This window comes from Elusimicrobiota bacterium (genome assembly GCA_026388095.1).
GTDB lineage: Bacteria > Elusimicrobiota > Elusimicrobia > UBA1565 > UBA9628 > UBA9628.
The window spans coordinates 117,753-139,740 of record JAPLKL010000079.1 but is presented as its reverse complement, the minus strand read 5'-3'; the positions used below and the strand labels follow the sequence as shown (position 1 = coordinate 139,740).

27 protein-coding genes and 1 tRNA gene are annotated in these 21,988 nt (G+C 66.8%); 20 read left to right on the top strand and 8 right to left on the bottom strand.

The annotated features are described in order from the left end of the window. Positions 1–8 precede the first annotated feature (8 nt). From NTY77_20830 to NTY77_20800, 7 genes are all read left to right on the top strand, one after another. A complete protein-coding gene (locus NTY77_20830) occupies positions 9–950 on the top strand; it encodes a clostripain-related cysteine peptidase (GenBank protein MCX5797943.1) in 942 nt (313 codons plus the stop codon). A 118-nt stretch (positions 951–1,068) separates the two neighbouring features. Beyond that, a complete protein-coding gene (locus NTY77_20825) occupies positions 1,069–1,323 on the top strand; it encodes a hypothetical protein (protein MCX5797942.1) in 255 nt (84 codons plus the stop codon). Positions 1,324–1,445: 122 nt separating this feature from the next. Then, on the top strand, positions 1,446–2,336 hold the full coding sequence (locus NTY77_20820) for a lysophospholipid acyltransferase family protein (GenBank protein ID MCX5797941.1): 891 nt from the start codon (positions 1,446–1,448) through the stop codon (positions 2,334–2,336). A gap of 15 nt (positions 2,337–2,351) precedes the next feature. Then, positions 2,352–2,924, top strand: a complete 573-nt coding sequence (locus NTY77_20815; GenBank protein MCX5797940.1) for a ferritin-like domain-containing protein — start codon at positions 2,352–2,354, stop codon at positions 2,922–2,924. Positions 2,925–2,991: 67 nt separating this feature from the next. Continuing rightward, positions 2,992–3,237: an SWIB/MDM2 domain-containing protein gene (locus tag NTY77_20810; GenBank protein MCX5797939.1), complete on the top strand. Its 246-nt coding sequence runs from the start codon at positions 2,992–2,994 to the stop codon at positions 3,235–3,237. 314 nt (positions 3,238–3,551) lie between these two features. Further along, positions 3,552–3,884, top strand: coding sequence for a hypothetical protein (locus NTY77_20805; protein MCX5797938.1), 333 nt, complete (start codon positions 3,552–3,554; stop codon positions 3,882–3,884). A 46-nt stretch (positions 3,885–3,930) separates the two neighbouring features. Beyond that, a complete protein-coding gene (locus tag NTY77_20800) occupies positions 3,931–5,109 on the top strand; it encodes a PAS domain-containing sensor histidine kinase (GenBank protein MCX5797937.1) in 1,179 nt (392 codons plus the stop codon). A 14-nt stretch (positions 5,110–5,123) separates the two neighbouring features. On the opposite strand, the gene NTY77_20795 is transcribed toward NTY77_20800, so the two are convergent. Both NTY77_20795 and NTY77_20790 read right to left on the bottom strand, forming a co-directional pair. Further along, entirely contained in the window at positions 5,124–7,013 is a 1,890-nt protein-coding gene (locus tag NTY77_20795) for a sensor histidine kinase (GenBank protein ID MCX5797936.1), read from the bottom strand. A gap of 69 nt (positions 7,014–7,082) precedes the next feature. Continuing rightward, positions 7,083–7,159 (bottom strand) — tRNA-Glu (locus NTY77_20790). Positions 7,160–7,223: 64 nt separating this feature from the next. On the opposite strand from NTY77_20790, the gene NTY77_20785 reads away from it, so the two are divergent. Continuing rightward, on the top strand, positions 7,224–9,353 hold the full coding sequence (locus NTY77_20785; protein MCX5797935.1) for a hypothetical protein: 2,130 nt from the start codon (positions 7,224–7,226) through the stop codon (positions 9,351–9,353). On the opposite strand, the gene NTY77_20780 is transcribed toward NTY77_20785, so the two are convergent. Continuing rightward, positions 9,350–9,817, bottom strand: coding sequence for a hypothetical protein (locus NTY77_20780; GenBank protein ID MCX5797934.1), 468 nt, complete (start codon positions 9,815–9,817; stop codon positions 9,350–9,352). The genes NTY77_20785 and NTY77_20780 overlap by 4 nt on opposite strands. An 87-nt stretch (positions 9,818–9,904) precedes the next feature. On the opposite strand from NTY77_20780, the gene NTY77_20775 reads away from it, so the two are divergent. The 4 genes from NTY77_20775 (at position 9,905) to NTY77_20760 (ending at position 12,860) form a co-directional block, all read left to right on the top strand. Continuing rightward, a complete protein-coding gene (locus tag NTY77_20775; protein ID MCX5797933.1) occupies positions 9,905–10,249 on the top strand; it encodes a zinc-ribbon domain-containing protein in 345 nt (114 codons plus the stop codon). 5 nt (positions 10,250–10,254) lie between these two features. After that, a complete protein-coding gene (locus tag NTY77_20770; GenBank protein MCX5797932.1) occupies positions 10,255–11,340 on the top strand; it encodes a hypothetical protein in 1,086 nt (361 codons plus the stop codon). Positions 11,341–11,386: 46 nt separating this feature from the next. Next, a complete protein-coding gene (locus tag NTY77_20765) occupies positions 11,387–12,178 on the top strand; it encodes a DUF1189 family protein (protein ID MCX5797931.1) in 792 nt (263 codons plus the stop codon). 286 nt (positions 12,179–12,464) lie between these two features. Continuing rightward, a complete protein-coding gene (locus NTY77_20760; protein MCX5797930.1) occupies positions 12,465–12,860 on the top strand; it encodes a hypothetical protein in 396 nt (131 codons plus the stop codon). On the opposite strand, the gene NTY77_20755 is transcribed toward NTY77_20760, so the two are convergent. Genes NTY77_20755 through NTY77_20735 form a run of 5 tightly spaced genes read right to left on the bottom strand, consistent with a single transcriptional unit; the run spans position 12,857 to position 16,834 of the window. Then, entirely contained in the window at positions 12,857–13,615 is a 759-nt protein-coding gene (locus NTY77_20755; GenBank protein MCX5797929.1) for a DUF169 domain-containing protein, read from the bottom strand. The genes NTY77_20760 and NTY77_20755 overlap by 4 nt on opposite strands. 34 nt (positions 13,616–13,649) lie before the next feature. Continuing rightward, positions 13,650–14,354, bottom strand: coding sequence for an NAD-dependent deacylase (locus NTY77_20750; protein ID MCX5797928.1), 705 nt, complete (start codon positions 14,352–14,354; stop codon positions 13,650–13,652). Then, positions 14,351–15,592, bottom strand: a complete 1,242-nt coding sequence (locus NTY77_20745) for a hypothetical protein (protein ID MCX5797927.1) — start codon at positions 15,590–15,592, stop codon at positions 14,351–14,353. Before NTY77_20745 ends, NTY77_20750 begins: the two co-directional genes overlap by 4 nt. Positions 15,593–15,600: 8 nt before the next feature. Further along, positions 15,601–16,035 carry a hypothetical protein gene (locus NTY77_20740; protein ID MCX5797926.1) on the bottom strand — a complete coding sequence of 145 codons (435 nt, stop codon included), beginning with the start codon at positions 16,033–16,035 and terminating at the stop codon, positions 15,601–15,603. 49 nt (positions 16,036–16,084) lie between these two features. Further along, positions 16,085–16,834: an SDR family NAD(P)-dependent oxidoreductase gene (locus NTY77_20735; protein MCX5797925.1), complete on the bottom strand. Its 750-nt coding sequence runs from the start codon at positions 16,832–16,834 to the stop codon at positions 16,085–16,087. A 108-nt stretch (positions 16,835–16,942) separates the two neighbouring features. On the opposite strand from NTY77_20735, the gene murB reads away from it, so the two are divergent. The 8 genes from murB to NTY77_20695 all read left to right on the top strand — a co-directional run bounded on the left by murB (position 16,943) and on the right by NTY77_20695 (position 21,795). Then, the gene (murB, locus tag NTY77_20730; GenBank protein MCX5797924.1) at positions 16,943–17,851 is read left to right on the top strand and encodes a UDP-N-acetylmuramate dehydrogenase; all 909 of its coding nucleotides are present in this window, start codon (positions 16,943–16,945) and stop codon (positions 17,849–17,851) included. Next, entirely contained in the window at positions 17,848–19,044 is a 1,197-nt protein-coding gene (locus NTY77_20725) for a flavodoxin domain-containing protein (GenBank protein ID MCX5797923.1), read from the top strand. Before murB ends, NTY77_20725 begins: the two co-directional genes overlap by 4 nt. Continuing rightward, positions 19,041–19,202, top strand: coding sequence for a rubredoxin (locus NTY77_20720; GenBank protein MCX5797922.1), 162 nt, complete (start codon positions 19,041–19,043; stop codon positions 19,200–19,202). The genes NTY77_20725 and NTY77_20720 overlap by 4 nt, the downstream gene beginning before the upstream one ends. Positions 19,203–19,241: 39 nt before the next feature. Continuing rightward, complete coding sequence (locus NTY77_20715; GenBank protein MCX5797921.1) at positions 19,242–19,766, top strand: sigma-70 family RNA polymerase sigma factor; 525 nt, start codon at positions 19,242–19,244, stop codon at positions 19,764–19,766. Beyond that, positions 19,766–20,155 (top strand): zf-HC2 domain-containing protein, encoded by a 390-nt coding sequence (locus tag NTY77_20710; GenBank protein ID MCX5797920.1) that lies wholly within the window; start codon positions 19,766–19,768, stop codon positions 20,153–20,155. Before NTY77_20715 ends, NTY77_20710 begins: the two co-directional genes overlap by 1 nt. An 86-nt stretch (positions 20,156–20,241) precedes the next feature. Continuing rightward, the gene (locus NTY77_20705; protein MCX5797919.1) at positions 20,242–20,430 is read left to right on the top strand and encodes a hypothetical protein; all 189 of its coding nucleotides are present in this window, start codon (positions 20,242–20,244) and stop codon (positions 20,428–20,430) included. A 334-nt stretch (positions 20,431–20,764) separates the two neighbouring features. Then, positions 20,765–21,076: a hypothetical protein gene (locus NTY77_20700; protein ID MCX5797918.1), complete on the top strand. Its 312-nt coding sequence runs from the start codon at positions 20,765–20,767 to the stop codon at positions 21,074–21,076. Next, positions 21,073–21,795: a CPBP family intramembrane metalloprotease gene (locus NTY77_20695; GenBank protein MCX5797917.1), complete on the top strand. Its 723-nt coding sequence runs from the start codon at positions 21,073–21,075 to the stop codon at positions 21,793–21,795. The genes NTY77_20700 and NTY77_20695 overlap by 4 nt, the downstream gene beginning before the upstream one ends. Positions 21,796–21,988: the final 193 nt, after the last annotated feature.

Sequence of the window (21,988 nt, the reverse complement as noted above, 5' to 3'; positions counted from 1 at the left end):
TGCAGGACATCCCCAAGGCCGACATGGGCGATTGGAAGCACCTGGTGGACTTCATCGGCTGGGCCAAGAAGAACGCCCCGGCCAAGCACTACATGCTCGTCGTCTGGAACCACGGCAGCGGCTGGCAGAAGAGCCTGGCCCTCTCCAAGGACAATTGGCTGCGCGGGATCTCCTACGATGACGAGTCCGGCAACCACATGACCACCCCGGACATGGGCTCGGCCCTGGCCGCCGCGGGCAAGCTCGACATCTACGCCTCCGACGCCTGCCTGATGCAGATGGCCGAGGTCGGCTACCAGATACGCAGCTACACGGACTACGTCGTGGGCTCGGAAGAGACCGAGCCGGGCGACGGCTACACCTACGACGCGCTGCTGGGACCGCTGACGGCCAAGCCCGGCATGCCGGCCGCGGAGCTGGCCAAGCTCGCGGCCGAGGCCTACACCGCCCACTACACCAGCATCAACCGGGGCGCCACCCAGTCCGCGGTCAAGTCCGCCGCCTTGTCGCGGCTCCTCTCCTTGCTCGGCTCCTGGTCCGACGCGGCCATAGCGGCCAACGAGACCGCGCTCATCAAGTCCGCGCGCAGCCAGGCCCAGCACTTCTACTACAGCGACAACAAGGACCTCCTGCACTTCCTCCGGCTGGTGGACGCCGGGACCAAGGACGCGGCGGTCAAGAGCAAGGGCGCCGAGCTCGAAAGCTTCCTGGCCAACGAGGTCATCACCGCCAACGCGGCCACGGGCAGCAAGTATAAGGACGCCTTCGGCTTGGCCATCTACGTTCCCAGCGGCAGCTACAACGCCGGCTACGACGAGCTGGCCTGGGCCAAAGACGGCTCCTACGCCAAGTTCGCCAAGTGGGTCAAGGACATCAAGGAAGACCCGAGCAACGGCGGCGGTGACGACGAAGGCGGCTGGGACGACTACTACAAGCAGGCCTCCAGATAACCGACGCAGCCGTTGCACAGAGCCCCCGCCCGCAAGGGCGGGGGCTCGCGCTTTGCGGATTGACAAGCGCGCGGCCATTAAATATCTTCTAATGACAAACAGGGATTCGGGAGGCACCATGGCTGAAAAGGAGATCGGCAAGATCACGCACTATTTCGCGCACGTCTCGGCGGGAGTCATCGCTATGAGCGACACCCTCAAGGTCGGCGACACCATCCACATCCGCGGCGCGCATGACGACATCACGCAGGTCGTGGACTCCATGCAGGTGGACCACAAGCCCGTGACCGACGCCAAGCCCGGCGACTCGGTGGGAATCAAGGTCTCGGCCAAGGTCCATCCGCACGACAAGGTGTTCAAGGTCGTACCCTAAAAGGCAAGAGACTTGCCGTAGAATGGCGCGGAGCCCTACGGGCTCCGCGCAACCGGCGGCCCCCTATGAGGGGGCCGCCGGTTCCGTTGGGGGTGGCCATCCGAATTTGCAATAATCCCTCCGTGAACCCCTTCCTCTCGGCCCTCCTGCGCGTGGCCCTGTTCTGCGCGGGCACGGCCGTCTCCCTGCTGCCGCGGAGCCTGGAGGTGACTTTAGGCCGCGGCCTGGGCCGACTCCTCTTCGCCCTGGACTGGAAGCGCAAGCCCATAGGCCGCGAGAACATGGCCCGCTGCCTGCCCGAGCTCTCAGCGACCGAGCGCGAAGGTCTGCTCGCCGAGAACTACCGCCACTACGGCATCCTCGCTCTGGAGCTCATGCACTTCTTCTCCCCCTTCCCCGGCCACTACCGGACCTATGCCGGCCGCATCACGGTTCTGGAGGGTCTCGAGCACTGGCGCAGGGCCAACGCCCGCGGCAAGGGCGTCCTGTTCATCTCCGGCCATTTCGCCAACTGGGAGCTGATGCTGGCCATCGGCGGGCTCCACGGCATCCCCCTGCTCCTGGTGACCCGGCACCTCAAGCCCGAATGGCTGCACCTGCAGATCGAGGCCGGCCGCCTTTCGGCCGGCTGCCGGGGGGTCTATCAGCCGAGGACTTTGCCCGCGGTCCTCAAGGCCCTGCGCCGCGGGGAAAGCATCGGCTTCGCCATGGACCAGTACATGCCCCCGCCCATGGGCAGCCCCACGCCTTTCTTCGGGACAGTGGTGGACACCTTGGCCGCGGTGGCCCCCCTGGCCGTGCGCACGGGCGCGGCCGTAGTTCCCGCCACCCAGAAGCGCGAGCCCGACGGCCGGATCCGCATCATCCTCTCCCCGGAGCTGGAACTCAAGGACGTGCTCAAGGATCCGGAAAAGGCCAACGCCCTCTTGGTCGGCAAGATCGAGGACATGATCCGCGCCACCCCCTCGCAATGGCTCTGGGTCCACCGCCGCTTCAAGAACCTGAAGCATTGAATAGGAGGCTCGAACATGCAGCTCAAAGGCAGCCAGACGGAGAAGAACCTCATCGGGGCGTTCGCAGGAGAATCGCAGGCCCGCAACCGTTATACTTATTTCGCCGGCCAGGCCCGCAAGGAAGGCTTTCAGCAGATCGCCTGGGCCTTCGAGGAGACCGCCGACCAGGAGAAAGAGCACGCCAAGCGCTTCTTCAGCCTGCTCGAGGGCGGCGAGGCCCAGGTCCAGGCCCTGTTCCCGGCGGGGAAGGTAGGAACCACTGCGGAGAACCTCAAGGCCGCGGCGGCCGGGGAGGCGCACGAGTGGGGCTCCCTGTATCCGGATTCCGCCAAGACCGCGCGCTCCGAGGGCTTCGAAGCCGCGGCCAAGCTCTTCGATTCCATCTCCGTGGCGGAGAAACAGCACGAACGCCGCTACCGAGGCCTGCTGGCCAGCGTGGAAGCGGGAGCGGTCTTCAAGAAGAAGTCCAAGGTCAAGTGGCGCTGCCGAAACTGCGGCTACATCCATGAAGGCGAAGCCGCGCCGGCGGCCTGCCCGGCCTGCGCCCATCCGCAGGCCTATTACGAGGTCACGGCCGAGAACTGGTAGGCCTTGACCTGAGACGAGAAATCAGGCACAATTGATGCTCAGTCCGGACCTAAAGGAGAGAACAACAATGGCCAACAGCGCTTTCATGAAGGAACTCACCCCGAGCACGGAGCTCGCCAAGGTCGTCGGCTCCAAGCCCCTTCCCCGCACCGAAGTGGTCAAGAAACTCTGGGCTTACATCAAGAAGAACAAGCTGCAGGACACCAAGAACAAGCGCAACATCAACGCCGACGAGAACCTGAAGGCCGTCTTCGGGAAGGGCACGGTCAATATGTTCGAGATGACCAAGCTCGTCAGCAAGCACCTCAGCTAGTAAAGTCTTTCTCTTAGTAGGCCAGGGGTGACGCCGGCCGGGGCACCCCGCCGGGCGCGCAGCGAAAGCGAGCACCCGGCGGGGTGGCCGGCGGCAGGACCCCGAGTTCCTCAGACCGCGAAGCTGTAGCCGCCGCCCACCGCGCGGTCCCGCACGCCCAGCAGCGCCCCGTTGGCCTTCGTCGAACGAGAATCAAAGGGAGCCGGCCGCGCTTGACGCTTTCCTGACCCTGCGCTGTTATACTGAGAGAACCAGGGTAAGGCGGATGTCATCGAGGCCTCCGTCTCCTGCCCATGAGTCACCAGGGTGAAGACATGAGACGCCGACACACCCCGCCGCACTCTGCGCAGAGACAGGAACCGCCGGACGCCGCGGCCGGAGAGGCGCCGGCCATAGATTTCCCCAAAGAAGGCGAGACCGTCGCCCCGGCCCACTACACCCTGCGCATCAGCTCGCCCAGGAAAGCGCAGGCGGTCGAGGTGCGCATCGGCCAGGGACCCTGGCTGCCCTGCCGCCATGGCTCCGGGTTCTGGTGGTGCGACTGGTCCGACATCGAGCCGGGCTCCTACCAAGCCCGAGCCCGCGTGAGGTTCGCGGACGGCCGGATGATGCTGACTTTGCTGCGCCGCTTCCAAGCCGGGGTTTGACTCTCGCACCATTCCGGTTTGCTATCATTCCAGGAAGAGAGGGCGCATGCCGACCAAAAGCCTGGCCACCGAATTCCTGCCCGCGGAGAGGGAGCCCGCGCGCATCGTCCGCCGGCAGAACTCTTTGCTGCTCGCTGCCCCCCACATCAAGGCCATGCTCGACACGGTCCCCGCCATGGTCATCATCCTCAACCCCAGCAGACAGATGGTCTTCTGCAACAAGAGCTTCCGCGCCGTGATGGGCAAGGGGAATGCCGCCCGGCTGGGCTGGCGGCCGGGAGAGCTGCTGAGGTGCCTGCATGCCCATGAGACCCCGGGAGGCTGCGGCACGACGGAGTATTGCCGGGCCTGCGGCGCAGCCCAGGCCTGCGCGGCCGTCCTGGAAGCGACGGCCGCGGTCAGGGAGTACCGCATCCGCGCGCGCCCTCCGAAGGAGAGCTGGGAACTGCGCGTCTGGGCCACTCCCTTCTCCCACCGAGGCGAGAGGTTCACCATCTTCGCGATGCTGGACATCCACGATGAGAACCTGCGCAAAGCCCTGGAGCGGATCTTCTTCCATGACGTGCTCAACGCGGCCGGAGCCATGCTCGGCTACGTGGAGATGCTGGTGGAGGCCCCGCCAGAGAAGGCGGCGCAGTACGCCCAGATCCTTCGGAAAGTGACAGGCCGGATCATCGAGGAGATCACCGCCCAGCGCGAGCTGACCATGCTGGAGCAGGGGGAACTGCGGCCGCAGCCGGTCGGGTTCCAGGCCCGGCAGGCGGTCGAGGATGCGGTCCAGCTCTACGCGGCCTCGGCCGCGGGGCGCAACCGCGCCCTTCGCCTAGCCCCTGACTGCGAGGACGCGCGCTTGGCCACAGCCCGGCCTCTCCTCATGAGGGTGCTGGGCAACATGCTCAAGAACGCCCTGGAGGCGGAGCCGCCGGGAGCCGTGGTCACCGCGGGCTGCCGTTGCGATGGGCCGGACGCGGTCATCTTCTGGGTGCACAACCCCAGCGTGATGCCGAAGGACTCCCAATACCAGGTCTTTCAGCGCTCGTTCAGCACCAAGGGCTCGGGCCGCGGCCTGGGGACCTACAGCATGAAGCTCCTGGGCGAGCGCGGGCTGGGAGGCAAGGTCTCCTTCGTCTCTTCCGCGGCCGAAGGGACCGTCTTCAGCCTGCGCTGTCCTCGCACCTTGCCCTCCGGCCGCCATCGCGCAGGTGCGCGAGTCCCCAAAGACTGAGGCGGCGCGCCGGGTCAGGACGCCGGGGAAACCGGTTCTTGCGTCCAGACGGGCAAAGAGAAGGAGAACCGGGAGCCCTGGCCGGGCTCGCTGGCTATCTCCAACCGGCTGCCGTGCTGTTCGAGGAGCTTGCGCACGAGCAGCAGGCCCACCCCGAAGCCCTTGGCCGCCCGCTGGCCCTCCTTGGTGCGGTAGAAGCCGGGGAGGATGCGCTGGCGGTCCTCTGCGGAGATGCCGATCCCGTTGTCCTCGATGGAGAAGCTCACCCGGGGCAAGGGCCCCTTTTCCAAGGAGACGCGGATGACGATGCGGCCGCCCTCGGGGGTGTACTTGACCGCGTTGGTGACCAGGTTGTTGATGATCAGCGAGAGGCAGTCCGGGTCGGCCCGGACCGCGACCGGCATGTCCTCCGGCAGGCCGGCCTGCAAGGTCAGGCTCTGCCGCTTGGCCTCGGCCAAAGGGCGCAGAGTGACCAGGTCGTCGAGCAGTACGGAGCGGACGGCGATGGGCTGGAAGGCCGCCTCGAACTGCCCGGACTCCAAGCGGTGCAGGTTGAGGAAGTTGGCGGTGTAGCCCTTGAGCTTCTCCAGCGTCAGAAGCATGACCTGGTAGGCGTTGCGCCTGGTCTCATCCGGGACGCCGGACTCGGTGGCGCGCAGGAGGCCCATGGCCAGCCTCATGTTGGTGAGGCCGTTGGCGTACTCGTGGTTGATCAGCGAGATGAGGTCCGTGCGCAGCTTGGCCGCCTCGCGCAGCTTGGACTGGCTCTCCTTGACGTCCCGGGCCATCCGGTTGAAGGCCTGCGCGAGCTGTCCCAACTCGTCCCCGGACGCGGGCTCGATGGCGCAGTCGTGTTCGCCTTGACCGATGGCTTGCGCGCCCCTCTGCAACTCGCGCAGGGGGCGGACCACGGAGCCGGACACGAAGAAGGCGGCCAGCGCGCCCAGGCCAAGAAGAAGCGCGGTCAGGAGCAGCGTCAGCGTCATGAGGCGCCGGACCGGGGCATAAGCCTCGTCGGCGTCGATCTTGGACACCACGCCCCAGTCCAGCTCCGGGATGTAGCGCCAGGCGGCCAGGACCTTTTCGCCGCGGTAATCCATGGCCGGCCCGGAGCCGGGCTCATGGCTGACCGCGCGCTGGATCGGGAAGAGCCGCGAGCCGCGGGCGTCGCGCCTGGTGAAGGTCTTGAAAAGCGCCCCGGGGTCGTACCGGGTGGGAGCCAGCAGCACGATCCCATCGGCGGTGCCGCGGCCGACCACGGTCTCACCGGTCTGGCCCAGGCCGGTATTGTCCTGGATGAGAGCGAAGACCCGGCCCATGCTGAGGCTCGCCGCGACCACCCCCAGCAACCGCCCCCCCTCGTCGCGGACGGGGGCGGCCAGCAGCATGTGGGGGCTCGCCCCATGGCCCGAAGGCTTCCAATCTATGTCGCCGAGCCAGACTCCCTTGCGGCTCGCCTCCAGGTCCTTCCGCCCCAACGGGAGCGTCCTGCCCACGGCGCAGGCCTCGTACTTGGAATCCCCGCAGAAAACCACCATGCCGTCCGCAGTGGCAGACATGATGTCGGAATAATCCTGGTGGAGCCGGAACGCGCTCAGGCGCCTGCCCAGCCGGGCGCGCTGGGCGAGATAGTCCCGATCGGAAGTCTGGACGCCGCGGCTCGCCGCGAATTTCAGGAGGTCTGTCAGCGCCGTGCTCCGAGCCAATTCCGCGATGTCGGCGTGGCGCTCCTGGAAGAAGTCCCTGATGCGCGTGACCTTGAGCTCCGCCACCGCCTCCAAGCCGGCGAGACGCGCTTGGCGCAGGGCCCAGCGCGCGTTGACCACGGTGAGGCCCGCCGCGAGGCCGAGGGGAAGGGCGATGCATGCGACGAGCAGCAGCGAGAGTTTGGCTCTTATGGACATGATGGCGGGGCCGGATATTATATACGATGGGGCAGGGCCCCGGGGCCGGACAAAAGAGTCTCCGGGGCCTGGTGGCGCGTAGGGGATTTGAACCCCTGATCTCTGCCTTGAGAGGGCAGCGTCCTAGGCCGCTAGACGAACGCGCCACCCGGACCCGGAGCGGTAAGGGAAAAATTCTACCAGTTTAGGCCCCCGCAGGCAAATAAGACCATGGACAGCGCCGGCCGCCGCCTCGCCCTGGCCCTTCTGTCAGTGCTCGCCGCCGCCCAGATCTACCTCCGGGTGCGGCAGGACGTGTCGCTGCCGTATTTCAATCCGGATGCGGACACCGGTTTTTTCCGCAACGAGAGCGCCATACAGTACCGCTACGCGCTGCTGGTGGCCAACGGCGCAGGCATCCCGGAGCTCGATCGAGACGCCCAATACCCGGAGGGTATCCGCACCCGCCAAGAGCTCACTCTCACCATGGAGCGGGCCACGGGCTGGACTTGGCGCGTCATCAATCTCTTCACGCCGCTGCGCGACTTCCGCTGGTTCGTGCTCCTCTTCTGCGCGGTCATGTCCAGCCTGGCCGTCCCGGCATTCTACGCCATAGCCTTGCGGCTCTCGCGCTCTGCGCCCCTGGCCTTGGCCTCAGCGGCGATCTTCGCCCTGTCCTGGGCCGGCATGGCCAACGGGATCGGCACCTATGTGTTCGAGAGCTTCACCCTCCCACTCCTGCTGGCCAGCCTGGCCTTTTTGGTGGCGGCGCTCGACAGCGAGGAACGGCTCTGGCGGGTCCATTCCGCGGCGGCCGGAGCGCTGTTGGGCGTGGCCCTGGCGAGCTGGCATTTTTCGAGGTTCCATCTGGCCGCCCTCTTCATCGCTTTGGCTTGGACAGGCTGGCGCTGCCGCCGGGATGAAGCGGCCAGCAGCCGCCTGCGCGTCTGCGTCGGGGTCCTGGTCGCCTGCGCCGGCGCGGCCGGGCTGCTCTGCGCGCCCCTGCGCGAGACCGCCTTCATCCTCTCGCCGGTGATGCTCCTCGGCTACGGACTGCTCCTGGCGCTGGTCTTCCCGCGGCGCGTCCTGCCCATAGCTTTGGGGACCGCGGCGGCGCTGGGCTTGTCGTCCTATCTCTCCCGCGAACTCTCCGCCTACGGACATGTCTACGGGATGTTCTGGGAGAAGCTGCGCCACGGCCTGCGCATGCCCGCGGACCCGGCGCAGTTGAGCGCGGACGCGCGGCTTCTGTGGATGGGGCCGTTCCAGTCGCCGGCGCCGGGCTTCCTCATCTTCGCTTTTGTGCCGCTCGGCTTCATCATGGTCCCTCGCGTCGCCGCCGCCCTTTTCGGGAAAGGAGAAAGCCCGCCCGAAAAGGACGGGGGCCCCTTGCCCCCCGCCGTCGTCGACGCGCTCCTGGTCTTCTACTTGGCGGGGACCGCCTTGATCCTGCGCCTGACGCCGGTCCTGGCCTTCCTGCTCTGCGCCGCGGCGACAAGACTGCCGCAGCGCTGGCTGCGCGCCGCTTGGCTGCCTCCCGTCTTCTTCCTGCTGGCCGCCTTGGAGGGCGCCAAGACGCTGGCTCCCTCGTCCCGGTTCAACCCGGTCTTGCGGATCTCCGCGGCCTGGGCCGGCTCGGAAACCCATCCGGGAGTGTCCTCCGCCGACGTGCTGGCCCTCATCCGCTGGCTGCGCAAGAACGGAGGTCCGGACCGGCCGGTCCTGGCCAATTTCGGGCTCTCCGCATCCTTGCTGACTTATGCCGGCTCGCCGGTCCTGCTGCAGCCCAAGTTCGAGGCGCCCGGAATACGCGCCAAGACCATGGAGTTTTTACGGTCCCTCTATGCCGGCGAGCCCGAGTTCCTGGCCTTCTGCCGCCGCTACGGCGCCACGCTCTTCGTGTATTCGACCGAGGACATCCTCGACGAAGCCCCGGGCGGGCCGCGCTACGCCTCGGGCGGCCTGCGCCTCAAGCCCGACGCAGCGGCGGTCCTGTTCCATTTCCGGCCTGAGGAGCTCAAAGGCTTCCGCCTCCTCTACGAGAACCAGAGCTTCCGGGTCTTCGCGGTAGGGCAGAAGCCGGCGGGCCCGGCTCGCGCCGCGGATCCCGTCTACGACTTGGCGCGCTTCTCGCCCAGCGTAGACGAGGGCGGCGCTCTGCGCCTCGACGTGGCCGGGGTCAGCGAGCGCATGGCCTTGGCCCGACGCACGACCATCCTGGCCCGCATCCTGGCTCGTCTGGGCCGGGGCGAGGAGGCCCTCTCCGCCTACGAGTCGGCCTTCGCCGCCTGGCCGCCGCGCGAGGGTGTCCGGCAAGAGGCCGAGCGCCTGCGCCAGGCGCTCAAGGCCTCCGGGTCCTAGGGCTGGCCGGGCGGGAACAACGCGTCGTAGACCTTCTTGCCTACGAACACCTGGGTGACGTAGTAGTACTTCGCCAGGCCGATGGCCGAGTCCGCGGCGTCGACGCCCGCGACGTCCACGGCGATGTAATAGTAGCCGTGGTCGTCGGAGTAGGACTGCGCCTTGAAGCCCGCCAGGTAGAGCTCCCGGACCACCGCGTAGACGTCCAGGCCCGGCTGGAGCGTGGCGATGAGGGTGTCGTTCATGTCCTGATGGTAGGGGTTGAGCTTGATCTTGGCCAGCGCCATGTTCTGCTGGTTGTTGGTCCGCGCCAGCTGTGCTCGGGGCGCGAGGGCCGTGAGCGCGGGCCGGTCGAAGGTGTAGGTGGCGCCGTTGAAAGAGATGGTGATCGGTTCCTGGGCGTTGGCGGCGCCGGCGCAGACCGCGGCGAGGGCGGCGGCCAGAACGGCGAGCTTAATCTTCATCAGATGACCTCCTTGAGGATCGGACCTTGGATTAGATTATACCAGAATGGGGTCAGACTGATATAATACCGGGGCGTCAGCGGCCCGATGAGCAAAGACCCCAAGGAAGGCGGCGTCTGCTGGAACTGCCGCGCCCAAGTGGCGGCGGAGGATAATTTCTGCCGCTTCTGCGGCAGGAACCTGGTCAGCTTCCCGTGGTACTATCAACACTGGGGCATCATCGTGCTCACCTTCACCGCTTTGGGCCCGTTCAGCCTGATCCTGGTCTGGCGCTCGCCCGTCATCTCGCGCATGGCGCGCTGGGTCTACACGGTTCTGGCCGTGCTTATGACTTACGAGCTGGTCGTGGGCTGCTACCACGCCTATGTGCTCCTCAATAACTCGGTGAGCAGCCTTCTGAAAGGCCAGATACCCCCCGGGCTCGGGCTCTGAGCCAAATGGCCCCCGCGCTCCTGCAACTCTTCCGCCAACTGACCGCAGTGCCCACCGCGCCCTTCTACGAAGCCGCGGTGACGCGCGTGGTCCTGGCCTGGCTGCACCGCGAGCTGGGGGGCCGCGTCCGGGTCCAGCGCCGGCGCGGCGGACTGATGGTGTCCTATCCGGGCGCCGGGACGGGCCCGGCTTTGGTCCTGGCCGCGCACCTGGACCATCCCGGCTTCCACATCGAGTCCGTCACGCCCCGCGGCGCCCGGGCGATCCTCAAGGGCGGCCACCCGCGCCATCTGCTGGAGGGCTGTACGGTGGAGGCCTTCCCGCCTGCGCCCCATGACAACCGGCCGGCCGCGGTCGGCGTCCTGGGCCCGCCGCCGAAAAAAGGCGACGCCTTCGCCCTGGCCTGGACCCGCCCCCCCCGCCCGGGAGCCCGGCTCGCTTTCGGCGTCCTGGCCCTCACGCCTTGGAAGGTGCGGGCGGGCTGGGTCTCTTCGCGTTCCATCGACGACCTGCTGGGCTGCGCCATCGCCCTGGAGACCCTGCGCCGGGCCGCCGCCGCGCGGATCAAGGCCAACCTCACGGTCTTCCTGCACCGGGCCGAGGAGGTGGGCTTCGTGGGCGCGCTGGACTTCGCGCGCCGCAGCCAGGCGTCTTACGAGGATTCCATCATATCCATCGAAGCCTCGCGGTCCCTGCCCGGCGCCCGGCCGGGCCGGGGGCCGGTCATCCGCCTGGGCGACAAGGCGCTGCTCTTCGACGCCAACCTCGTCGGGCTCCTCGACCGGGCCGCGGCCGTCATCGAGAAAAGGCGCCGGCCCGTGCAGCGCCGGCGCCTGACCGGCGGCACCTGCGAGGCCACCGCCTACCAGAGCTTCGGCTATGAGGCCGCGGGAGTGGCCCTGCCCTTGGTCAACTACCACAACGGCATCGGCGCCCGCCGCATCGCGCCGGAGATGGTCCGGGTCTCAGACGCGCTCGGCTGCGTGGAGCTGCTGCTGGCGGCGGCCCGCCTCTTCCCTGCAGCGCAGCTGCGCGGCGCGTGGCGCCGGCGCCTGGAACTGCGCCAGCGCCGCAGCGAGCGCTGGCTCTGAGCCGGACGGAGCGGCCTTTTGATATACTCTCGCCACTGAGGAACTTATGATAATCCTGGACCCCGTCAACAGCATCACCAGCATCGAATTCTACAAGAAGGTGGCCGGCCAGACTTGGGGCCGGTCCCTCCTCTATCTGAGCTATCTCGGGCTCTTATTCTCCATCGTGTTCCTCGTCTTCCTGAAGATGCGCGTCTGGCCCTCGGTGGAAGGGACCTTCCAATGGCTGGAGACGAGCGTCCCGGCCGTCACCTATTCCAAGGGCCGCCTCTCCACACCCACCAACGAGAAGGTCACGGTGCGCCATCCCACGATCAACGAGGTCGCCTTCACCATCGACACGAGCCGCGAGGAGCCGGTCACCGCGCAGATGCTGACGGCCGAGAAGGTCACGGCGTACGTGACGGGCAACGCCCTGTATGTCCTGCAGCCGGCCGGCAAGGTCGAGGTATACGATCTTTCCAAGGTCCCCAGCACCCAGACCAAGGTCTTCGACGCGAAGTTCTACCGGGAGCTGGCCCGGGACCTGCGCCTGGTCCTCTACCCGTTCGGATTTATCGCCGCCTTCATGCTTTTCGCGGTCTGGAAGCTCGTGGCGACCCTGTTCTACTCGCTCATCGCCCTGCTCATCAACGGGCTGGCCGAATCAGGCCTCAAGTACCCGGCGCTGTTCAACCTCAGCGTCTACGCCCAGACCTTGGTCATCGCGGTCCAGTGCATCCTGCTGCTCGTCCCGGCCCAGGTGCCCCAATTCACACTCCTGTCCGCTGTCGCCACCACGGTCTACCTATGGCTGGCCATCAAGAAGAGCGCCTCTCCGCGGCCCCAGGCCGCCTAGCAGGGTGCTGATAAACCCTCCAGAGGAAAGGACTGTGTCCGGACACAGTCCTTTCGGTAGCGGGCAACATTCCGTCCCCGAACTGGCGAGCCGAAGGCTCGCCAGTCGCGCCGAAGGCGCCATCCTTCATACAACCTATCGGCTGGGTTCTGCCGCCCCGCTTCGCGGGTCGGTTGCGCCCGGCAGACGGCCGCCGGGCGCTCGCAGAACGGACTTTATCAGCAGCCTGCTAGCGCGCGGTAGCGCGCTGGCACTGACTGTCATCAGGAAATGCTTTGACGGTCATGTGCTGGGGCTGGCCTTAGCCCTGACCGCGGCTCTGCTTGCGGCCTGCGGCCGGGGCGAGTTCCGCCTGTCGGGCACCGTCACCATCGCCTCGGCCCTGCAGCGCAAGGCGCCCCGCGACAACGCCGTCATGTTCATCATCGCCCGCAACCGCGGCGGGGTGCCCGTGGCTGTGCAGCGCATCGTCAACCCGCAATTCCCGGTCAAGTTCACCTTCCGGTCCGAGGACCTCATCATGCCCGAGGTGCGCGCCGACACCCCGCTGGACATCGAGGTCGAGATGAACGTCCACGGCCGGCTGGGTCAGCCGCAGAGGGGAGACCTCGAGGGCCGGCATCCCAGCCCCGTCTTCCCGGGCGAGAGGCGCGTCCATATCGTCATCGACCGCCAGGTCTAGGCGGCCGGCCGGGCGATGCGGCTGCGGACCTTGGCCCAGGAGGAGGTGATGAGGAAGCTCTCCTCCATGTCGCCGACCATCCGCGCGAATTTCGGCATGGGCACGGCGAAGGAAAGCGTCCGCTCGGGGACGAAAGGGCGGGCGGATACGTCGAACATGCCGAGCACGGCGCGCGGCTCGGGCGCCCGGCCTTCCAGGTAGGGATACTGCGCGATGGTGGCGCAGCCCGCGCCGAACGGAGCGATGACGCTATGCCGGTCCTTCTCGGCGAAGCCGGCGAGGGTGAAGAGGCCCGCGAGCACGTCCGGCGGGGAGAAGAAGATGACGACCTCGGGCCGGTCCTCGGCCGTGAGGCGGTCCCAGCGCTTGAACACGGCGTACTTGGCCGGGGCCTTCATGGCCGGCGCGTCCTTCATGAACTCCCGCACCAGCTCCGGGGTCTTCTTATAGCGCTCCCCCTCCATCCGGCCCGGTATCCCGCAGGAGAGGAAATGCTCGAAGCCCGGCCTGAGCTCCGCTGAAAAGCCCAGATAGCGCTTGCCGCCCGGACAGCCCAGCGTCTCCCCGGTGAAAGCGATGTCCTCGCCGCGCCGGGCGACGGAAAGCTGGCCGATCATGCACACGTGCTCTTTGACGGGATGCAGGAGCCGTCCGCAGGACTCATCATCCGAGTAGAACAGGCAGATGGGAAGATCCGCGCCGTCGAAATGCTTGGCCCACAACGCCGTGAACCGATCCCGCAAGGCTATGTCCATGGATCCTCCACCCGGTGCGCCGGGTCCGCGCATTCTACAAAAGAGCGGGCAGGATTTCTCCGGCTCGGCCCTGCAAAGAGACCGTAGCCAGCCGGGAAAGCGCCGTGGGCTCCTTATTGACCTCGATGACGCCGATGCCCCGCTCGACCGCGGCGAAAGCGAAGGAAGCCGCGGGCTGCACCTGGGCCGAAGTCCCCACCACCAGGAAGAGGTCGCAGACCTGCAGCGCCTCCGCGGCCGCCCCGAGGACATCGGGGTCCAGGGCTTCTCCGAACCAGACGATGTCGGGCCGCAGCAGACCCCGACAGTCCGCGCAGCGGGGCGGCAGGGGCAGCTCGACCGGCAGGTCCGTGAAGGCCCGCCGGCATTCCGTGCAGCGCGCGCGCCAGAGGCTGCCGTGGAGCTCCAGCACCTGGCGGCTGCCCGCGCGCTGGTGCAGGCCGTCCACGTTCTGGGTCAGGATGACGACCGACTGGACCTTCCGCTCGAGCCGCGCCAAAGCCAGGTGCGCGGGGTTGGGCGCGGCCGAGGCGCCGGCCTTGCGCCGGGCGTTGTAGAAGCGCCACACGAAGGCCGGGTCGCGGGCGAAGGCCTCGGGCGTGGCCACGTCCTCCACGCGGTGCTGCTCCCAGAGCCCGCCCGAGTCGCGGAAGGTGGCCAAGCCGCTCTCCGCGGAGATGCCCGCGCCGGTCAGCACCGCGACCCGGCGCGCGCGGGCGATCAAGGCCGCGGCGGTCACGCCGGTTTGGTCCCCTCCTGGGCTTTCCGCGCCAGGGGGACCGCGGCCGCGACCCAGGCCCCGGCCGCGGCCAGACTGATCGCCGGATAGGCCCAGCCGGGCAAGACCCCCAACAGGCTCTTGGCCAAAGAGATGCCGCCGGCCGCCACTCCCTTGGAGAAGCGGTAGTTGAAGGCATCCACCACCTGTTTGGCGCGGTAGCGCGCGTCAAAAGGCAGGGGGATGTAGAGCAGCTCCTTGCTGGCGCGGAACACCGAGTAGTCGATGCCCTTGAACAGGAGCAGGGCCGCCGCGGCCACGGTCAGGCCGGGATGGGCGAGCATCAGGCCGGCGGTGCAGACGTGCACCAGCGGGATGCCCACCAGGATCATGGCCAAGGGCAGTCGCCGCAGCACCAGGGGCGTGGCCACGAACTGCATGAGGAAGGCCAGGCCGTTGACCATGGCCCAGAAGGTCCCCAGGTACGCGCTGCGCGCGTCCTTGTTGGGCAGCGCGGTCTCCAGCAGCTCGTAGAGCCGCAGGTTGGTCGCGACCGCGAAGAACTGGGACAGGGCCACCACCCCGGCCATGAAAAGCAGGACCTTGTGGTCGAGGATGAGGCGCAAGCGCAGCGGGCCCCTGCCGCCGCCGCGCTCCGCGACCGTGGGCTGAGGCTCCCCGGCGAGCCGATAGGCGGCGTAAGCCAGAGCGGCCGCGGGCACCAGGGACAGGCCGCTCAAGAGCACGAACTGCTCGGAGCCGAGGACGGAGGCGAAGCGGTTGAGGGCCAGGCCGGCCAGCACGGGCCCCACCGCGGCGCCTCCTAGGATCGGGCCGTTGAAAGCTTTGGCCCGAGACTGGTCCAAGGTGCTGTTGATGAAGGACCAGAACTGCTCGACCAGGATGACGATGTAGGCCTCGGTGAATACGTAGATGCCGGCCACGGCCGGCTTACAGCCGGAACGCAAGGCCGCGTAGGCGGCCAGGAAGGCCGCCGCGGAGAGCCCCAAAGAGACCTGCAAAGTCCAAAGGCTGCCCAGGCGGGTGAGGATGCGGCCGTAGCAGTAGATCAGGAGGGCCATGAGCAGCGGGACCATGGTCATGGCATAAGGCATGCGGCTGGCGCCGAACGCCTCGATGAACAGGGAGGCCACGGTGCTGCGGGCGAACTCGTAGCCCCCGACCAGGAAGGCTGCCGAGAGCGAGATGCAGGCCATGGCGGGAACCAGCCCGCCATGCGGCCGCTGGGTCTCAGCCATCCTGGCCCCTATTCCTTGCCGTAAAGACAGTCCGTCATCTTGGCGGCTTGCGCTTCCGTGATGGGGAGGTTCCCCTTGAACCAATCCCGGATCTGGGCCACGCTCTCATCGCGGCTGTTCACGTCATAGGCGGGGGCGGCCAGCGCGGCCTGCGCCGGGAGGGGCCGGCGCCCGTTGACGCCGGCCTGGCGGGCCGCATCCCCGCACAGGCACAGGGCCCAACGCTCGACCTCGTAGGGGTCCGGGTTCACACTGGCGAGCAGGTAATCCTTGAAGTCGCGGATGGAACGGGGATCCCCGCATCTCAAGGACCGCCGCGTCACCCGGCCGGCCCGCGCCGACGCGGCGTCTCCGAACTCGGAGGTCACGGGTTCCGTCGAGCAGCTTGAGAACCCCGGCGCCAGGGCCAGCGCCCAAAGCAGACAGCGCAAGCGGATCTTCATTCGCGCCAACATCTTACCAGTTTGTCCGCAGGAATGACTCCGCCCCGTCTCACTGGCACGTGTACCCGCCGTCCACGGCGACGAGGGCGCCGGTCATGAATGGGCAGTCGTCGGAGAGCAGGAACAGAACGGCCTTGGCGATCTCCTCGCACGTGCCGAGCCGCTGGATGGGCTGCGCCTTGCGCAGGGCCTCGTAGATGGCCTCGGTCGGCATGCCGCTGGCACGATGGAGACGCTCCACGGACGGGGTCACCATCGGCGTGTCGATGGTCCCCGGGCAGATGCAGTTGACCCGCACGTTGTACTGGGCGTAGTCGATGGCGCTGCTCTTGGTGAGCTGGCCGATGGCCGCCTTGGTCAGACCGTAAACCGCGCTGCTGCCCTTGCCGACGAACGCCTGGTCCGACCCCATGAGCACGACGTTGCCGTACCGCTGCCGGCGCATGACCGGAAGGACTTCCTTCAGGACGTGGAACGCGCCTCTCAGGTTGATGGACAACACGCGCTCGAACTCTTCGATGCTCGTGTCCTCGATGTTGGCGAACAGGTGCACGCCGGCGGCGACGAACAGCAGGTCGATCCGGCCGTCCTTCGCCACGACGTCGCGGATGCAGCGCTGGACCTGGCCGTAGTCGCGGACATCGCACGGCTGGAACGCGCCGTCGGTCGTGCTCTGGACATCGAGCACGTGCACCCGGCATCCGTTCCCGGCCAGCAACCGCACCGCGGCGTTGCCCATGCCCGACGCCCCGCCTGCCACCACCGCGACCTGACCCTTGAAACCTGAAGATTCCGGCATCGGTTGCCTCCTCGGTCTTGGCTTTGCGTGTCATTATAGCGACTTCGGACCCCGGCAGGAACCCGAAGCCTTCGTGAAAGCCTGACACCGATTTTATAGACTGGAGGCATGGCCTGGAGCGAAGACCTCAAGACCCGTTTCCAAGACCGCTGCCGGCTCAACGAGTCTTTGGCCCCCTACACCACCTTCCAGGTCGGAGGCGTCGCGGAAAGCCTGGTCTTCCCTGAATCGGAGGAGGAATGGGTGTGGCTGCTGGGCTTCGTGCGCCGCCGCGGGCTGCCGCTGGCGGTCCTGGGCCTGGGCTCCAACGTCATCGTCAGCGACTCCGGCCTGCCGGGCGTCACGGCTTCCACCCGCGGGATGCGCGGCTTCGCCGTGTCGGCGACCCATGTCGCAGCCCGATCCGGCGCCGTCCTCGACGCCATGGTGGCGCGCACCGTGGAGACGGGCCTGACGGGGATGGAGAAGCTCTCGGGCATACCCGGGACCGTGGGCGGAGCGCTTTGGATCAACGCCGGAGCCTTCGGCCAAGAGACTTATGAGCATCTGGTCTCCTTCACAGCCCTGGACCCGGAGGGCCGGCTGGTGCGCCGCGCCCGGCCCGAGCTGCGCTATGGCTACCGCAAGGTGGAGGGCGTCGCCGGCCTGGTCTTCCTGTCCGCCGAGTGGCAGCTCGCGCCGGACGACCCGGGCCGACTGCGCGAGGCGCGCGGCGCGACCTTGCGGGCCCGGGCCGAAAAGCAGCCTCTCGAATATCCTTCGGCCGGCAGCGTGTTCAAGAGGCCGCCGGGAGACTTCGCCTCGCGCCTCATCGATTCCTGCGGGCTCAAAGGCCTCACGGTCGGAGGCGCCCAGGTCTCGCCCAAGCACGCGGGCTTCATCGTGAATGTCGGCGGGGCCACGGCCCGGGACGTCATGGCGCTCATCGCCCAGGTGCGCGCGGCGGTGCTGGCCAAGACCGGCGTGCAGCTGGAGCTCGAGCAGGTCCCGTTAGGTTTCTCAGAGGAGGCGTCATGAAAGGCCCGTTCCAAGCGGTACAGGTGACGGACAAGGTCTACTGGGTGGGCGCCATAGATTGGGGCATCCGGGACTTCCACGGCTACGCCACCAGCCGGGGCACGACCTACAACGCCTACCTGGTCATGGCTGAGAAGCCCACTTTGATCGACACGGTCAAGGCCCCCTTCGCAGACGAGATGCTCTCCCGCATCAGTTCGGTCTGCGATCCGAAGTCCATCCGCACCGTGGTCTCCAACCACTCGGAGATGGACCATTCCGGGGCCCTGCCCCGGGTTCTGAAGCTCATCAAGCCCGAGAAGGTCTTCGCCTCGGCCATGGGGGTCAAAGCGCTCAACGCGCACTTCCACTGGGACGTGCCGGTCCAGGCGGTCAAGGACGGCGAGAAGCTGGACCTGGGCGGCGAGCGGCTCTCATTCATCGAGACGCGGATGGTGCACTGGCCCGACAGCATGTTCTCCTATCTCGAGGGCGCGGGCGTGCTGTTCTCCAACGACGGCTTCGGCATGCACCTGGCCTCATCCAAGCGCTTCGACGACGAGACCCCGGAGCGTTTCGTCGAGGCGGCCAAGTACTACGCCAACATCCTGCTGCCTTTCTCGGACATCGTCCTGACGCTGCTCGACAAGCTGGCCAAGTCCGGGCTGGCTCCCAAGATGATCGCGCCGGACCACGGCCCCGTCTGGCGCCAGGACGCGGCCCGGATCGTCTCGCTGTGGGGCGAGTGGGCCCGGCAGAAGCCGCGCAACAAGGCGGTGGTGGTCTTCGACACCATGTGGGGCTCGACCGACAGGCTGGCCCGCGCCGCGGCCGAAGGCCTCATGGGCTCCGGGGTCGAGACCGTGGTGATGCCCCTGAGCGGCAGCCACCGCAGCGACGTGGCCACCGAGCTCCTGGAGGCCGGGGCGCTCCTGGTCGGCTCGCCCACCATCAACAAGCAGCTGTTCCCCACGGTGGCGGACTTGCTGAGCTACCTCAAGGGCCTGCGGCGCAAGAATCTGGTGGGCGCGGCCTTCGGCTCCTACGGCTGGGCCGGCGAGTCCCTCAAGCTGGTGCAGGACGCTTTGACCGAGATGGGCGTGGCCACGGTGGAGCCGGTGAAGTGCCAGTACGTCCCGGACGCGGCGGCCCTGGCAGCGGCCTATGGCATGGGCCAGAAGGTCGCGTCCAGGCTCAAGGAGGCGATGAAATGAAGAAATACGTCTGCATGCCGTGCGGCTACGTCTACGACCCGGCCGCGGGCGACCCGGAGCACGGCATCCCGCCCGGCACCCCCTGGGAGAAGGTCCCGGAGGACTGGACCTGCCCGGTCTGCGGCGTGGGCAAGGACATGTTCGAGCCGGAGAGCTAGGACGGATGGAGAACTTTTCTCCCCGGAGCCGGGTCTGAGATGACGCCGGAAGAGTTGGTCGAGCGCTACGCGGCCATGGTCTACAACCTGGCCTTGCGCCTGACCGGCGACCGCACGGACGCGGAGGACCTGACCCAGGAGGCGCTTCTCAAGGCGGTGAGCGGCTTGCCAGCTTTCCGCGGAGAAGCCGATCCCGGCTCCTGGGTCTATCGGATCACAGTGAACACCTGGAAGAACCTCCTGCGCGCCAAGGCGAAGTGGCGCTTCCTGCGGTTCTTCCGGGCCGACGACCCGAAAGCCGTGGACTCGGAGCCGGCAGACGCGGCGGATCAGTCCCCCGGCCCGGAGGCGCAGGCGCAAGCCCAGGATCTCAAGGCGCGCATCGAATCGGCCCTCGCTGGACTCACCCCTGAGGAACGGGCGGTGCTGGTGCTGCGCGAGCTTGATGGCCGCAGCTACGGCGAGATCGCCGAATCCTTGGATGTTCCGCTGGGGACCGTGAAGTCGCGCTTGGTCAGGGCCCGCATGCTGCTCGCGCAGCGGCTCGGCCAGGAGGAGGAGTAATGGCGCATGATGTGAGCGCGGAAGACCTCTCCGCATTCCTCGACGGCGAACTGCCGGCGGAGCGCAAGGCCCAGGTCGCCGAGCACCTGCGCGCCTGCGCCTCCTGCGGCCGGGAGTTGGAGCGCTTCAAGAAGGCCAGCGCGGCTTTCCGCCAGCATGGCAAGCGAGCCTTGCCTGCCAGGCTGCTGGACAAAATTCGGGACCGTCTGCGGCCCGTGGCCAGGCGTTCCGAGCCGATGGACTCGTTGGTGTACGTGTTTGCTTTGACCGTGGTCGTCGGCGTCGTACTGGTCACCGGCGTCGCTCTCAAGCGCTTCATGCCTGGCCTCTTCAGTTCGATCCAACAGATGATCTCCGGGGCCGCCACCTCGCTAGGACAGGGCAAGTAGTAACTAGGAATTTACCGAATTCCAAGAACCTTTCCAGGCCCTCCCGTGTCTGAGACCACGAGCGAGGCAACCGCTCGGGAGGCCATATGAAATGGAAAGGTTTGTTCTCCAACCGGAAGGGCCAGAATACCGTGGAGTACCTGCTCATGCTCACCGTCGTCGTCGGAGTCGTCCTTATCTCCGGCGTGGCCATGAAGAGGTTCATGCCCGGACTCTTCGACCAGATCAAGAATCAGATCTCATCCGTGGCCACACAGATGGGTGGAGAGCACTGAACCCGCGGAGGATGGCTGGGACGCTTGCGGCGGACCCGGCTAGGTTAGCGCCCGGTCTACAAAGCATCCCGCCGCGGTCAAGGTGTGGTAAGATAGCGCTTTCAGAATCTGGCTCGGCTTTGCAAGGGATATGCCTCGACATGCTCCAAAATGCGCTTGGCGCGTCCGTGTTGTAGATACGCGGCGATAGCGGTTACCGGCTTGCCGGGGCGTACGGTCCGATATCGACGGAGGTTACGGGAATGACGAACTATCTCATCCGATGCACACTTCTTGAGAACTGCTTCCCCGCGGGAAGCGCGATGGGTGGTCATCAAGCCGAGGTCATGAGCCCATGGCTGCCGGCCTTGTTCCTTGTTTTCTGCGCCGCGGCGTTGTTCCTCATTTCCCGCTTGGGATGGAAGAAGATGAAGTCGCGCGATGGGAAGCAGCAATCTTGATCGCGGAGGCCCTGGGCATGTCGCTCACCACCCTGCAGCAACTCTTCGCAGCATCCCGTCATGCCAGTTTAGGGACAGGGCATCAGGCTGCGGCCATGAGTCCTTGGGTCCCCAGCCTCCTGTTGGTCTTCGTATTCGCTGTCGTGTTCCTGCTCGTCCGCTTGGCGTGGTCGCTGATCAAGTCGCGGCTCAAGAAACCTCGATGAGCGCCGCAGAGACCGCGCCGCAACCGGCAGTTGTCGATGAGGCCAGCGTCATCATGGTCATCGCCACCGGCTTTGCCATCATCCTGGGATTGCCAGGGTGGCTTGGCAGGCCAGATGTTTCCTGGCAGAGATTCATCTTCACGAACATCTGGATGCTCGGAGGGGTCCTGTTGTGGTCCCGCAGATATCCCTTGCGCCCAATATCGTGGCACCCGGGGCCGACGCACAGGCTGGTTCTCATTACCATCTTCGCCCTCGCCGCTGTCGCCTTAACCGGCACGATTACCTCCTCCGGGGGTCGGATGCCGCTGGGGGTGAACACGGCCTTCGACTACGTCGCTTTCACGACGGCCGGGCCCGCGGCCGAAGAGTTCTTCTATAGAGGACTTTGCTTCAATTTTCTGCTTCGCCGCCTCGGTTCGCCCGCTATCTCCACAGCACTGGTCTCAGTTTTCTTCGTGACGATGCATTTCCCGACACGGACAGAGGCCATTGCGCTGGCCATCATCTCCGTGGTGCTTTGTATCACCGCGCTACGCACACGCTCGCTCCTAGTGCCCCTGGTCCTGCACTCGGGCTGGAACCTCTGCGTTCTGGCCTGGTCTGCCCCACCAAGCATCTCGCGTCACGCGGTCGTATTGATCGTCGCAATGAGCTTGCTGGGATTCACATTCTCGTCCGCACGTCCCTTGGCACTTTCAAAGCCAGAGAGGCTATAATATCAGCCGGATGCAGGCTCCGGAGAAAATCATCAATTCGACGGCCCGGAAGGCCTCGGTTCACACCGAGCTTGATGCGGGCCTGACCACCTTCCTGACCCTGACCAGGATACGCGAGTCTTGCGCTAGCAGGCTGCTGATAAACCCTCCTGCGGAAAGGACTGTGTCCGGACACAGTCCTTTCGGTAGCGGG

Coding starts and splice junctions, on each gene's coding strand:
- NTY77_20795 (MCX5797936.1), bottom strand. CDS start 7,013: ATGTCCATAAGAGCCAAACTCTCGCTGCTGCTCGTCGCATGCATCGCC.
- murB (MCX5797924.1), top strand. CDS start 16,943: ATGGCCTGGAGCGAAGACCTCAAGACCCGTTTCCAAGACCGCTGCCGG.
- NTY77_20805 (MCX5797938.1), top strand. CDS start 3,552: ATGAGACGCCGACACACCCCGCCGCACTCTGCGCAGAGACAGGAACCG.
- NTY77_20735 (MCX5797925.1), bottom strand. CDS start 16,834: ATGCCGGAATCTTCAGGTTTCAAGGGTCAGGTCGCGGTGGTGGCAGGC.
- NTY77_20780 (MCX5797934.1), bottom strand. CDS start 9,817: ATGAAGATTAAGCTCGCCGTTCTGGCCGCCGCCCTCGCCGCGGTCTGC.
- NTY77_20815 (MCX5797940.1), top strand. CDS start 2,352: ATGCAGCTCAAAGGCAGCCAGACGGAGAAGAACCTCATCGGGGCGTTC.
- NTY77_20775 (MCX5797933.1), top strand. CDS start 9,905: ATGAGCAAAGACCCCAAGGAAGGCGGCGTCTGCTGGAACTGCCGCGCC.
- NTY77_20785 (MCX5797935.1), top strand. CDS start 7,224: ATGGACAGCGCCGGCCGCCGCCTCGCCCTGGCCCTTCTGTCAGTGCTC.
- NTY77_20715 (MCX5797921.1), top strand. CDS start 19,242: ATGACGCCGGAAGAGTTGGTCGAGCGCTACGCGGCCATGGTCTACAAC.
- NTY77_20700 (MCX5797918.1), top strand. CDS start 20,765: ATGGCTGCCGGCCTTGTTCCTTGTTTTCTGCGCCGCGGCGTTGTTCCT.
- NTY77_20710 (MCX5797920.1), top strand. CDS start 19,766: ATGGCGCATGATGTGAGCGCGGAAGACCTCTCCGCATTCCTCGACGGC.
- NTY77_20765 (MCX5797931.1), top strand. CDS start 11,387: ATGATAATCCTGGACCCCGTCAACAGCATCACCAGCATCGAATTCTAC.
- NTY77_20770 (MCX5797932.1), top strand. CDS start 10,255: ATGGCCCCCGCGCTCCTGCAACTCTTCCGCCAACTGACCGCAGTGCCC.
- NTY77_20725 (MCX5797923.1), top strand. CDS start 17,848: ATGAAAGGCCCGTTCCAAGCGGTACAGGTGACGGACAAGGTCTACTGG.
- NTY77_20810 (MCX5797939.1), top strand. CDS start 2,992: ATGGCCAACAGCGCTTTCATGAAGGAACTCACCCCGAGCACGGAGCTC.
- NTY77_20755 (MCX5797929.1), bottom strand. CDS start 13,615: ATGGACATAGCCTTGCGGGATCGGTTCACGGCGTTGTGGGCCAAGCAT.
- NTY77_20740 (MCX5797926.1), bottom strand. CDS start 16,035: ATGAAGATCCGCTTGCGCTGTCTGCTTTGGGCGCTGGCCCTGGCGCCG.
- NTY77_20705 (MCX5797919.1), top strand. CDS start 20,242: ATGAAATGGAAAGGTTTGTTCTCCAACCGGAAGGGCCAGAATACCGTG.
- NTY77_20745 (MCX5797927.1), bottom strand. CDS start 15,592: ATGGCTGAGACCCAGCGGCCGCATGGCGGGCTGGTTCCCGCCATGGCC.
- NTY77_20825 (MCX5797942.1), top strand. CDS start 1,069: ATGGCTGAAAAGGAGATCGGCAAGATCACGCACTATTTCGCGCACGTC.
- NTY77_20800 (MCX5797937.1), top strand. CDS start 3,931: ATGCCGACCAAAAGCCTGGCCACCGAATTCCTGCCCGCGGAGAGGGAG.
- NTY77_20695 (MCX5797917.1), top strand. CDS start 21,073: ATGAGCGCCGCAGAGACCGCGCCGCAACCGGCAGTTGTCGATGAGGCC.
- NTY77_20720 (MCX5797922.1), top strand. CDS start 19,041: ATGAAGAAATACGTCTGCATGCCGTGCGGCTACGTCTACGACCCGGCC.